Origin of the sequence: Streptomyces sp. NPDC090025 (genome assembly GCF_044748125.1) — a bacterium.
Taxonomy (GTDB): Bacteria; Actinomycetota; Actinomycetes; order Streptomycetales; family Streptomycetaceae; genus Streptomyces.
In genome coordinates this window covers 404,032-415,865 of sequence record NZ_JBIVFL010000005.1, presented here as the reverse complement: position 1 = coordinate 415,865, position 11,834 = coordinate 404,032, and the positions used below count along the sequence as shown (strand labels likewise).

Annotated in this window: 12 protein-coding genes; 6 read left to right on the top strand and 6 right to left on the bottom strand. The window is 72.7% G+C overall.

The window, feature by feature from the left end:
* Positions 1-91 precede the first annotated feature (91 nt).
* Positions 92-742, bottom strand: a complete 651-nt coding sequence (locus ACIPXM_RS16145) for a DUF305 domain-containing protein (RefSeq protein ID WP_401655566.1) — start codon at positions 740-742, stop codon at positions 92-94.
* A gap of 202 nt (positions 743-944) precedes the next feature.
* On the opposite strand from ACIPXM_RS16145, the gene ACIPXM_RS16140 reads away from it, so the two are divergent.
* Positions 945-2,486 (top strand): LVIVD repeat-containing protein, encoded by a 1,542-nt coding sequence (locus ACIPXM_RS16140; protein ID WP_401655547.1) that lies wholly within the window; start codon positions 945-947, stop codon positions 2,484-2,486.
* 15 nt (positions 2,487-2,501) lie between these two features.
* On the opposite strand, the gene ACIPXM_RS16135 is transcribed toward ACIPXM_RS16140, so the two are convergent.
* From ACIPXM_RS16135 to ACIPXM_RS16120, 4 genes are all read right to left on the bottom strand, one after another.
* Complete coding sequence (locus ACIPXM_RS16135; RefSeq protein ID WP_401655546.1) at positions 2,502-3,191, bottom strand: TetR/AcrR family transcriptional regulator; 690 nt, start codon at positions 3,189-3,191, stop codon at positions 2,502-2,504.
* A 129-nt stretch (positions 3,192-3,320) separates the two neighbouring features.
* Positions 3,321-3,974 carry a phosphatase PAP2 family protein gene (locus tag ACIPXM_RS16130; RefSeq protein WP_401655545.1) on the bottom strand — a complete coding sequence of 218 codons (654 nt, stop codon included), beginning with the start codon at positions 3,972-3,974 and terminating at the stop codon, positions 3,321-3,323.
* 172 nt (positions 3,975-4,146) lie between these two features.
* Positions 4,147-5,085 (bottom strand): M56 family metallopeptidase, encoded by a 939-nt coding sequence (locus tag ACIPXM_RS16125; RefSeq protein ID WP_401655544.1) that lies wholly within the window; start codon positions 5,083-5,085, stop codon positions 4,147-4,149.
* A 184-nt stretch (positions 5,086-5,269) separates the two neighbouring features.
* The gene (locus ACIPXM_RS16120) at positions 5,270-5,833 is read right to left on the bottom strand and encodes a DUF5134 domain-containing protein (protein ID WP_401655543.1); all 564 of its coding nucleotides are present in this window, start codon (positions 5,831-5,833) and stop codon (positions 5,270-5,272) included.
* A 181-nt stretch (positions 5,834-6,014) separates the two neighbouring features.
* Here ACIPXM_RS16120 and ACIPXM_RS16115 point away from each other — a divergent pair, with 181 nt between their 5' ends.
* Positions 6,015-6,566, top strand: a complete 552-nt coding sequence (locus tag ACIPXM_RS16115; RefSeq protein ID WP_401655542.1) for a GNAT family N-acetyltransferase — start codon at positions 6,015-6,017, stop codon at positions 6,564-6,566.
* Positions 6,567-6,684: 118 nt separating this feature from the next.
* On the opposite strand, the gene ACIPXM_RS16110 is transcribed toward ACIPXM_RS16115, so the two are convergent.
* Positions 6,685-7,368, bottom strand: a complete 684-nt coding sequence (locus ACIPXM_RS16110; RefSeq protein ID WP_401655541.1) for a glycerophosphodiester phosphodiesterase — start codon at positions 7,366-7,368, stop codon at positions 6,685-6,687.
* A gap of 257 nt (positions 7,369-7,625) precedes the next feature.
* On the opposite strand from ACIPXM_RS16110, the gene ACIPXM_RS16105 reads away from it, so the two are divergent.
* From ACIPXM_RS16105 to ACIPXM_RS16090, 4 genes are all read left to right on the top strand, one after another.
* Entirely contained in the window at positions 7,626-9,032 is a 1,407-nt protein-coding gene (locus ACIPXM_RS16105; protein WP_401655540.1) for a DUF6421 family protein, read from the top strand.
* An 89-nt stretch (positions 9,033-9,121) separates the two neighbouring features.
* Entirely contained in the window at positions 9,122-9,883 is a 762-nt protein-coding gene (locus ACIPXM_RS16100; protein ID WP_401655538.1) for an SDR family NAD(P)-dependent oxidoreductase, read from the top strand.
* Positions 9,862-10,959, top strand: coding sequence for a threonine aldolase family protein (locus ACIPXM_RS16095; RefSeq protein WP_401655536.1), 1,098 nt, complete (start codon positions 9,862-9,864; stop codon positions 10,957-10,959). The genes ACIPXM_RS16100 and ACIPXM_RS16095 overlap by 22 nt, the downstream gene beginning before the upstream one ends.
* A gap of 107 nt (positions 10,960-11,066) precedes the next feature.
* Positions 11,067-11,759: a B3/4 domain-containing protein gene (locus ACIPXM_RS16090; RefSeq protein ID WP_401655535.1), complete on the top strand. Its 693-nt coding sequence runs from the start codon at positions 11,067-11,069 to the stop codon at positions 11,757-11,759.
* Positions 11,760-11,834: the final 75 nt, after the last annotated feature.

Genomic DNA, 11,834 nt, shown 5'->3' with positions numbered 1-11,834 from the left:
AAGTAGCTCCGCTACAAGGGCGCCCCGGCCGCACGCCGATCGCACGCACCGAACGACCCGGCCTGATCCGACGCGAATTGTCAGACAGGCCCTAGAGCCCCCGCATCCGCTCGATCTCCGCCGACTGCTGCGCGATCACATCGTCGGCCATCTCCTCCACGAGCACCGCGTTGCCCTCGCGCAGCACGTCCGCCGCCATCGAGATCGCCCCCTCATGATGGGCGATCATCAACTTCAGGAACAGCCGGTCGAACGCCGCCCCCTTGGCCGCCCGCAGCTGCGCGAGCTGCGCCTCGGTCGCCATGCCCGGCATCGCCCGCCCGCCGTGCCCGGCGTGCCCGCCGGAACCCGGCAGCGCGCGCGGACCGCCGTTGTTCTCGACCCACGCCTCCATCGCGCCGATCTCCGGCCCCTGCGCCGCCGAGATCCGCTCCGCCACCTTCCGCACCCCCGCCGACGAGGCCCGCCCCGGTGCCAGCGCGGTCAGCGTGAGGGCCTGCCGATGATGCTCGATCATCATCTGTACGTAGGCGTGGTCGGCGCTGTTGGGGCGCTCGTCCGGCATCAGCCGGGCCGCCTCCTCGGGCGACACCCGGCGCGCGGGCTCACCGGGCCTGCCAGGAGCCACGATCGCCGGACTCCCGCCCGAACTCCCGCCCCCGGGAACCGAGTCGGCCCGCCCCGAGCCCGACTCGCAGGCGGTCAGGGCGAAGAGGGCGAGCAGCACCGTACCGGCGAGCAGCACGGCGCTTCCGCCACCCCCGCCCCAACCCGGCACCGTCCACGGCCTGTTCGTTCGGCGGTTCGTCAACAGGACCTCCACAAGAAGAAGTTCATTACTTCTCTGTTGCCATCTGTTGAGATGTACACGATAAAGAAGATACTGCCGGGGTCCATCCGCCGTTCGCTTGCGAACGCATGCCAGAGAGGACGGAGAGACCTCGGTGCGAACCACGAGTACCTCACTCAGCCCGCGCGCGTCGCGGACCCGGCGCAGCGGCCTGGGTGCGGCGACCGCCGCGGCGGCCCTGCTGTTCGGTCTGCTCGCCGCCACCCCGGCGACCGCCACCCCCGACCCCGGAGACGCCCCGCCCGCCCGCGCCGCCGTCACCGCCGACCAGGCGGCCGGCACCCGGACCGCGATCGCGGACGGCGAGATACCCGGCGTGGACGAGATCGTCCACAGCGCCAACATCGAACACCTCGTCAACATCCCCAAGGACGCCCTCCCCGGCACCAACTCCGACCTGGCCTTCCAGGGCCGCTACGCCTTCGCCGGGAACTACGACGGCTTCCGGATCTTCGACATCCGCGACCCGCGCCACCCGCGGACCGTCGCCCAAGTGCTCTGCCCGGGCTCCCAGAACGACGTGTCCGTCTCCGGCGACCTGCTGTTCCTGTCCACCGACTCCTCCCGCAGCGACAACTCCTGCGCGAGCACACCGCAGCCCGCCTCGGTGAAGGAGTCCTGGGAGGGCATCAAGATCTTCGACATCAGCGACATCGCCCACCCGAAGTACGTCGCCGCCGTCGAGACCGCCTGCGGCTCGCACACCCACACCCTGGTCCCCCAGCGCAAGGACGTGTACGTCTACGTCTCCTCGTACTCGCCCAACGCCGCCTTCCCCGACTGCCAGCCCCCGCACGACGGCATCTCGGTCGTGAAGGTCCCCCGCAAGGCACCCCAACAGGCCAGAGTCGTCGGCTTCCCGGTGCTCTTCCCCGGCGAGGGCCCCGACGGCGGCGGCAACCCCGGCGGACCCACCAACCCGGGCGTCTCCAAGACCACCGGCTGCCACGACATCACGGTGCTCCCCGACCGCGACCTGGCCGCCGGCGCCTGCATGGGCGACGGCATCCTCTTCGACATCCGCGACCCGGAGCGGCCGCGGGTCATCGACCGGGTCCAGGACAACGTCAACTTCGCCTTCTGGCACTCCGCGACCTTCAACCAGCGGGCCGACAAGGTCGTCTTCACCGACGAACTCGGCGGCGGCGGCGCGGCCACCTGCAACGCGGCCGTCGGCCCCCAGCGCGGCGCGGACGGCATCTACGACATCGTCGGCAAGGGCGACCGGCGCAAGCTGGTCTTCCGCGGCTACTTCAAGATCCCCCGCCACCAGGCGGACACCGAGAACTGCGTCGCCCACAACGGCTCGCTGATCCCCGTCAAGGGCAAGGACATCATGGTCCAGGCGTGGTACCAGGGCGGCGTCTCGGTCTGGGACTTCACCGACTCGCGCCGCCCGAAGGAGATCGCCTACTTCGAACGCGGCCCGATCTCCGCCACCACCCTGGTGGGCGGCGGCTCCTGGTCCGCCTACTACTACAACGGCCACATCTACTCGAACGACATCGCCAAGGGCCTCGACGTCCTCAAACTCCGCGACAAGCGCACCGACAAGGCCGCGCGGATCCGCATGGACGAGCTCAACGTCCAGACCCAGCCCGACTACTTCGACGACTTCGGCCACTTCGACCGCTGATCCACCGGACAGGCTCTAGGAAGGCGACGACCGGGGCCGCTCCGGCGACCTCGGCGTCTGGGACGGCACCCGTAACTCCTCGGTGCCCCCCGGCGCGCCGTCGGGCGGACCCCCGCCCGGCGGCACCCCCAGCTCCCACGCCAGCCCGTACCGCTGGAACAACTCGGCCCGCAGCCGCGCGATCGGCATCGGCACCCCCGGCAGCAGCACCGCGAACACCGCACCCATGAGCAACGCGCGGAGCAGCGGATAGTCGGTGTCCACGTCGTCGGAGCCGTACCGGACCACGGTGTCCCGCAACAACGCGGCAAGCCGCTGCTGCTCCGGGCACTGCACGAACCCCTCGGCCTGCAGGATGCCCGCCATGTGGGTGCGCATGAGCACCGGCCGCTCCTCGGCCAACCCCAGGATCGCGTCGATGGCGCGGGCCAGCCGCTCCCGCCCGTCCGCCGTCCGCGGCTCGCGCTCCAGCGCCGCGTCGAGCGTGAGATGCATCAGCCGGTGCACCGCGGACTGCAGCAGCTGGCGCTTGCCGGGGAAGTAGTACGAGATCAGACCACGTGCCGAACCCGCCCGCTCGGCGATGTCGCCGAGCGTCGTCGCCTCGTACCCGCGCTCCGAGACCAGCTCCACGGTGGCCGCCAGGAGCCGCTCGCGGGAGCGCCGGCGAAGCTCTTCATTGACCGATGCGCTACGCGGGGACATGCTGGACTCCTGCGTTGACTGGCTCTGAGCCAGTATACTCAGCGCGTCTCGCCGTCGCGCCCTCGTGGCCGGGGGCGGGACCTGCCGTCTGTTCTGGGCGACGCGGGGGATCGTCCAGAACAGACGGCTTCATCGTGTTCCTCCCAGTGTGCCCCGGTGTGTCCGTGCCACCGAGTGCCGGTACGTGACGATCGCGACGGCCACGCAGCACCAGCCGAGCAGCCAGCCGCCCAGCACGTCCGACGGCCAGTGCACGCCCAGATAGACCCGGGTCCAGCCGACCCCGACGACACTCACCAGAGCGAGCCCGGACAGGGTGCCCCAGCCGGACCAGTTCGGCCGCCAGTGCAGCGCGAGCACCCACAGCAGCAGCCCGCAGGCCACCGTCGCCGCCATGGCGTGACCGGACGGGAACGCCGAGTACGGCGCCGAGTCGACCGGGTCCGGCCAGCTCGGCCGCGGCCGCCCCACGGCCGCCTTCAGACCCTGCTGGACGCCCCAGGCGAGCACCGTCGCCGCCGTCACCCACAGCGCCAGCCGCCGCTCGCCGCGCCGCAGCAGCACCAGGACGGCGACGGCCGTCAGGGCGCGCATCGTCCACGGGTCCCAGACCCAGTCGGTCAGGATCCGGTTGAGGCGGACGAACCCCGGCTCGGCCACCGCGTCGCGGTGCAGCGCGTCGGCCACGTCTCTGTCGAAGGCCAGCAGCGGCGCCCAGCCGACCGCGACGAGGACCAGCAGGACGACGGCCAGGGCTCCGGAGACGACGGCGGAGATGCGCATGGGCCGATCCTGCCCGACGCCCACCCGCCGCCGCGCGCGAGGGTCCCCCGCCACGCCCGCACCCGGCCGTCCGGCCCAGCCCCCCGGCCGCCCCGGCCGGTCCGGCTCCGCGTCGTTGCGTCCCGCGCGGTCAGCCCGATGCCGCCGGCCCGGTGCCGTCAGCCGAGAGCCGTCAACCGAGAGCCGTCAGGGCCGGCACGAACGCGACCAGCACCGGGACCGCCGGGATCAGCGCCGCCGCGGCCGTCAGCCGCAGGCGGCGCAGCGGGGCGAGCCGGGGCGTGGCGGCGAGCAGCCGGTCGACCCGCCGCGGCAGATGCGCGTCCGGGGCCTGGCCGGGGCCGAAGACACCGCGGTCCTCGTTCAGCTCGACGAGCGCCAGGGCGATCGTCAGCCGCCCGAACCGGCGCGAGGCCACGTCGTCCGCCGCCAGCTCCACGAGCCGGTGCATCTCCGCACGGAACGCGGCGAACACCGGGACCCCGGGGAAGCCGCCCGCGAGCGCCGCCGCGCAGTGCAGCAGCCAGTCGTGCCGGGCCCTGGCGTGACCCTGCTCGTGCGCGAGCACCGCGTCGAGCTGGCGGCCCTTCAGGCGGCGCAGCGCGCCGGTGGTGACGACCAGGCGCGGCGCGCCGCCCGGCAGCCACCACACATCGGGACGCTCGCCCTCCAGGACCGTCAGCCGCCCCGGGGAGGACTCCTCCTCGCCGGGCAACAGCGGCGCGCGCAGCCGCAGTTCGCCGTGCCGTCGCCTGCGGCCCGCCCGCGCCCTGCGGATCTCCCGGCCCAGCATGGCCCCGGTCCACAGGCCGCCCGCCGCGAGCACCACGGCGAGCACCGCCGACCAGGGGCCGTCCGTGCCCAGGGCGTACGCCTCGATCACCGCGCGCGGCGCGGGCGCGAACACCTGGCCGCGCACCGCCTGCCAGGCCACCGCCGCGCTGAACGTCATCGACAGCGCGAAGCTCACCAGGACCGCCGCCACCACGCACTGCCACACCCACAGCGCCACCACGGGTTCCCGCTCCGCCCAGTCCGCCCGGGCCAGCAGCCTCGGGGCGACGACGGCGGTCAGGACGCCGAGCGTGAGCAGCGAGAGGGAGACGAGCATGGGCGTCACTGTATGAGCGCGGTACCAGGCCGGGGTATGGCCTTGCGGATCAAGTGACGTACGCCACGGTTTCGTTCACCTTCCCCGGGGGCCCCTCCCCCCCCCGCCCCCCTGCCCCACCCCACGCCCCGCTCCCGCGCTCCCACCCACGGTCTGAGCTCCCTGCTCCCTCCGCTCCTCTCGGTCAGAGGGTCAGGAGCATCGCCAGCATCGCGAGCGCCATCGACAGACGGCACACCCGGGTGAGCTCGCCCGCGGCCGTGACCACGCCGGGGCCGCCCGCGGGCACCGGCACCAGCCGGGCGCCCGAGCGCAGCACGTACACCCCGAAGTAGGCGAGCAGTACTCCGGTGAGCACGGCTATGCCGCCGCCGACGGCGTCCGTGCCGTGGCCTGCGTGGCCGCCGGTACCGGCGGCGGGGGTGGCGGCCATCGTCACGGCCATGTAGAGCATCGCGAGCGAGCCCACCAGATGGTGCAGGTGGTGGCCGCCGTGCCGGACGGCGGCCAGCAGTCCGTGGGCGGCGGCGAGCCCGAACACCGCCGCGTACAGCGGCCAGCTCCATTCCGGTGGGGTGAGCGCGGCGGCGGGCACGGCCATCGCCGCCATGCCGAAGCCCATCACCGCCTCGCTCCCGGCGGCGGTCCGCTCGGGCCCCTCGGCGGTGCGCAGCCGCAGCAGGCAGTACGCCCCGCTGGCCGCGCACAGCGCCACCAGGAGCCAGCCGGACAACGCTGTCCCGTGCACGTCGCACACCCCCCTCCTCGTGCTCCTCATCGGTGCATGCCCGGCCCGGCGTGCGGCCACGCGTACGCACCCCGGCGCTCGGTGGCGCACGGGTGTACGAAGGGGGAGTGCGGGGCGCGCGTTAGTCTCGGTGGCGATCGCGCACGCCGATCGTCACCGCCCGAGGGGAGACCCGCACGCCATGGACACCGCCGCCCCGCAGCACGCCGGCCGGATCAGCTACCGCGACGCCGTCCTCGACGACGTACCCGCGCTCGTCCCGCTGGTCGAGTCCGCCTACCGCGGCGACTCGAGCCGGGCGGGCTGGACCACCGAGGCCGACATCCTCGAAGGGCAGCGCACCGACCCCGACGGCGTCGCCGCGGTCATCACCACCCCCGGCAGCCGCCTGATGGTGGTCGAGCGGGACGGCGGGATCATCGCCTGCTGCCAGCTCGAACACCGGGGTGACGCGGCCTACTTCGGCATGTTCGCGGTGCGGCCCGAGCTCCAGGGCGGCGGCCTCGGCCGCCAGATCATCGCCGAGGCCGAGCGGCGCGCCAAGGAGCTGTGGGACGTGGCCCAGATGCACATGACGGTGATCTCGGTGCGCGCCGAGCTGATCGCCTGGTACGAGCGCCGCGGCTACCGCCGCACCGGCGAGACCAGCCCCTTCCCGTACGGCGACGACCGCTTCGGGCTGCCGCAGCGCGACGACCTGGAGTTCGAGCTCCTGGTGAAGGACCTCGGCTGACCCGTACCCGCTGACCCGTACCCGCTGACCCGCCCCGGGCCCGGCCCGCCCGACCCGTACCGGATACCCCGTACCCCGTACCCCGTACGCGGACCGGCGGTACCGGAGCCGTACGCCCTCAGGCCGTGAACCGGCCCGTCCGGCGGATCTCCGGGCGGTCGGTGGTCGCCCCGTCGAGCCCCAGGGCGCGCGCCAGGCGCAGCTCGTCCTGGGTGTTCACCACCCAGCCGACCACCCGCAGGCCCGCCGCGTGCGCGCGGTCCACGGTGTCCTGGGTGAGGTGGCGGATGTTGAGCACGAGCGCGGCCGCGCCGAGCGCCGTCGCGCGTTCCACCACGTCGGCCTGGTGCCGGTCCGCGACCAGTGCCGTGCGGACGCCGGGGACGAGCCCCGTGACCTCCGCGAGCGCGTCGTCGTGGAACGAGAGCACCTCGACCCGCCCGGTCAGGCCCCGGTCGTTGAGCAGCGTGGCCAGCACCCTGGCCGCGCCCACGTCCTTGATCTCGGCCTGCAGCGGGGCCCGTACCGCCGCCAGGACCTCCTCGAACACCGGCACCCGCTCCCCGTCGCCCGCGTCGAGCTCCCGCAGCTCCGCGAGTGTCTTCCCGGCGATCGGGCCGCTGCCGTCGGTGGTCCGGTCGACGTCGGCGTCGTGCATCACGACGAGCGCGCCGTCCTTGCTGAGGTGGAGGTCCAGCTCGATGGCGTCCATGCCGGCCTGCTCGGCCCGGACGAAGGAGCGCAGGGTGTTCTCGGGTGCGACGCCCATGACTCCGCGATGACCGATGGTGAGGAAACTCAAGATCTTCTCGCTTCCGTCGAAGTCCGGCCCCGGCCGCGCCGGGCGCCGGTCGGCTCCTGGCGCAGCCTAGTAGCTGGGGACGAAACGGGAAGCGGGCGCGCGGAACCCCGTATTTCTCGGCCTTGTACCCCATCGGACAGGAAAATCGGCGGTGACACCCGGGGTCCTACAGGAGAATTTCCCCTTCCCCTCTTGTGAGGGAGATCAGGGCCCGGTTACCGTGTGTGGACGCGAGGTTCTCCTGTGGAGGAAGAGGAATGACGGAAATTCTTGTGCAGGACGTGACCGCTGGGGGGATAGCCGCCGACGCCGCGGTCACCGACCACCCTGCCTGGCCCGAGCTCAAGAAGGCCGTGGAGACGCTCCGCCCCTGGCAGAGCGCCGACGGCTCCATCGACTTCACCGCCGAGGGCGCGCCCACCCGCGCCGAGGCCGAGCGGACCGTCGCGAGTGTCGTCGCCGCGGTCGAGCGCCTCTCGCCCCTCCTCCCGCACGACGCCGACTACCACCGCGCCGTCGTCGCCGACCTGCGCAGGTGGGCCGAGGGCGGCTTCGAGGTCCCCGACTTCCTCGACGCGCTGCTCGCCTTCCACCCGGCGGCCGACCGCCGGGACGGCCTCCAGCACCTCGTCGTGTTCCCGATGTACACCCAGAACGGCAACCTCGACCGCAACCTCGAAGCGGTCGTGCTGCGCATGGTGTGGCCCGAGTGGCTGGCCGAGCTCGAGGCCACCCGCTACGACAACCCGCTGTTCTGCGGCATCACCTTCGAGGACTTCACCGCGGGGTACGACACCCACTCGGCCGTCCTCTTCCCGGAGACCATCGCCGTCCGCGAGGCCCCCGAGCGCTTCACCTGGGGCGGCATCTTCTGCGACCGTGAGGCCGCCCGCTTCCGCAAGGTCACCGAGGCCGCCGTCGACATCCTCGGCATCGAGCTGCCCGAGGACATCGCGGCCATGCTGGAGGACCAGGAGCGCTGCGAGAAGGCGTTCGTCCTGTGGGACATGGTCCACGACCGCACCCACAGCCACGGCGACCTGCCGTTCGACCCCTTCATGATCAAGCAGCGCCAGCCGTTCTGGATGTACGGCCTGGAGGAGCTGCGCTGCGACCTCACCGCCTTCAAGGAGGCCGTGAAGCTCGACGCCGAGGGCAACGGCCACGGCCGTGACGTGCAGTACGCCGTCCTCTTCGACCGGATGTTCCGCTTCCCGGTCTCCGGCGACCGCACCCGCAACTACGACGGCCTCGGCGGCCAGCTGCTCTTCGCGTACCTACACAAGCACGACGTGGTGCGCTGGACCGACAACACCCTGAAGATCGACTGGGACCGCGCGCCCGAGGTCACCAACCAGCTCTGCGCCGACATCGAGCAGCTCTACCGGGACGGCATCGACCGCCCCAAGCTCGTCCACTGGTTCAAGGCGTACGAGCTCGTCTCCACGTACCTCGCCCCGCACCCCGGCTCCACCTGGGCCAAGGGCCCCGACGCCCTCGACCTCTCGCTGCCGCCGCGCAAGCTGGTCGACGACGTGCTGCCGGACGAGTTTCCGCTCAGCATGTTCTATGAGGCCCTTGCGAAGAAGCTCAAGGGCGTGATCGCCTCGACCAAGGGGATCACCCCCGCGAACGCGACGCGCACCGAGCGGGCCGCCGCGTGACCCACCCGGCAGCAACCACGGCCGCCGGACCGACCGGCGGCCACGCCGTGCCGGGCGGAGCGGCCGACGCGAACGACCAGGAGGCACCCATGAGCGGCAACGGCAACGGCGGAGCACTGGACGGAGCCGTCGTCGCGGTCGCGGGCGCGGCCGGACCGGCCGGCCGGGCCGCCCTGCTGCGGCTCGCCGAGGCGGGCGCCACCGTCGTGGCGTCCGACGCGGACGCCGCCCGGCTCGCCGAGGCGGTCGACGCCGCCCGCTACGCCCACGGCGGCGCCACCGTCACCGGCGACACCGTCGACCTGCTCGACCTGTCCGCCACCCGGGACTGGGCCACCAAGATCGAGAAGGACTTCGGCCGGGTCGACGGCGTCGTCCACCTCGTCGGCGGCTGGCGCGGCGCGCCCTCCTTCACCGAGACCGACCTCAAGGACTGGGACTTCCTGGAGAAGCTCCTCATCCGTACGGTCCAGCACACCTCGCTCGCCTTCCACGACGGCCTGCTGCGCAGCGGCGGCCGCGGCCGCTACGCGCTGATCAGCCAGGTCGGCGCGCACAAGCCGCAGGCCAACAACGCCGCCTACAACGCGGGCAAGGCGGCCGCCGAGGCATGGACCCTCGCCATGGCCGACTCCTTCCGCAAACTGGGGGGCGACGAGGGCCCGCAGGCCGCGGCTGCGATCCTGGTGATCAAGGCACTGGTGCACGACGCGATGCGCGCGGAGCGCCCCACTGCGAAGTTCGCGGGCTTCACCGACGTCAAGGACCTGGCCGACGCCGTCGCCGGACTCTGGGACCGGCCCGCACAGGAAGTGAATGGACAGCGCCTGTGGCTGACCCCCAAGCCGTGACCCCGTCCGCGGCCTCCCGCACCGACGCCCGCCGGCACCACGACCCGGCGGTCCGCGGCTTCGCCAGCGACAACTACGCCGGGGCCCACCCGGAGGTCCTCGCGGCCCTCGCCCTCGCCAACGGCGGCCACCAGGTCGCCTACGGCGAGGACGACTACACCGACCACCTCCAGCGGGTCATGCACAGCCACTTCGGCCCCTCGGCCGAGGCGTTCCCGGTCTTCAACGGGACCGGCGCGAACGTGACCGCGCTGCAGGCGCTCACCGACCGCTGGGGCGCCGTGATCTGCGCCGAGTCCGCGCACATCAACGTGGACGAGGGCGGCGCCCCGGAGCGCATGGGCGGCCTCAAGCTGCTCACCGTGCCCACCCCGGACGGCAAGCTCACCCCCGAGCTGATCGACCGGCAGGCATGGGGCTGGGAGGACGAGCACCGGGCGATGCCGCAGGTCGTCTCGATCACCCAGAACACCGAACTGGGCACCGTCTACACGGTCGACGAGATCCGCGCCATCGTGGACCACGCGCACGCCAAGGGCATGAAGGTGCACCTCGACGGCGCCCGGATAGCCAACGCGGCCGCCTCGCTGGACGCCCCGATGCGGGCGTTCACCAACGCGGTGGGCGTCGACGTCCTCTCGTACGGCGGCACCAAGAACGGGATGATGTTCGGCGAGGCCGTCGTCGTGCTCAACCCGGACGCGGTGCGGCAGATGAAGCACCTGCGCAAGATGTCCATGCAGCTCGCCTCGAAGATGCGCTTCGTGTCGGTGCAGCTGGAGGCGCTGCTCGCCAAGGACCTGTGGCTGCGCAACGCCCGGCATGCCAACGCGATGGCCGCGCGCCTCGCCGCCGGGGTCCGCGACGTGGACGGGGTGGAGATCCTCTACCCGGTGCAGGCCAACGCGGTCTTCGCGCGTCTCCCGCACGACGTCTCCCGCCGCCTTCAGGAGCGCTTCCGCTTCTACTTCTGGGACGAGCAGGCCGGCGACGTGCGCTGGATGTGCGCGTACGACACCACGGAGGACGACGTCGACGCGTTCCTCCTGGCGCTCAAGGAGGAGCTCGCGCGGTAGGCGCCATCCCGCGACCTCCCGCGACATCCCTCAGGGGGTGCGTCCGGCGGTACGGAGCACCGGCGGGTCCAATGGAGTGGACCCGCCGGTGCTCTATGCTGGACCGCATGACTCTTGAGCTCACGGTCTCCGACGAGGTCCGCACCCTGGTACCCGGCTTCACCCACCTCGCCGTCGAGGCCCGCGGTCTCGTCAACGGGCCCAGCGACGCCACCAGCTCGGCGCTGCTCGACGACGCCGTCCGGCGGCTCACCGACCGGCTCGACGGGCGCACGCCCGACCAGGACCCGCACGTCGCCGCCTGGCGCGCCGCGTACACCGCGTTCGGCGCCAAGCCGTCCCGGACCCGCAACTCCGCCGAGGCGCTCGCCAAGCGCGCCCTCGCCGACGGCGGGCTGCCCCGGATCAACCGCCTCGTCGACGCCTACAACGCGATCAGCGTCGCGCACCTCATCCCGGTCGGCGGCGAGGACCTGAACCGCATCCAGGGCGGCATGCGGCTCGTCCGCGCCACCGGCACCGAGGACTTCGTCACCGTCGCGGGCGGCGCCGAGACCGTCGAGCACCCCGAGCCCGGCGAGGTCGTCTGGTGCGACGAGGCGGGCGTCACCTGCCGCCGCTGGAACTGGCGCCAGGGCCCGCGCACCCGCATCGACGACACCACCACCGACGCGCTGTTCCTGCTCGAATCGCTCGCCCCGATGACCCACGACGAACTGCGCGCGGCCGGTGACGAGCTCGCCCAGCTGATCGAGAAGGTCAGCCCCGGCGCCCGGATCACGGTCCGCGACCCCGAGTGACACCGAGAACATGAACGAGAACACGACCGAGAACACGAAGGGGCGCCCCGGACACCGGGACGCCCCTGACCGCCG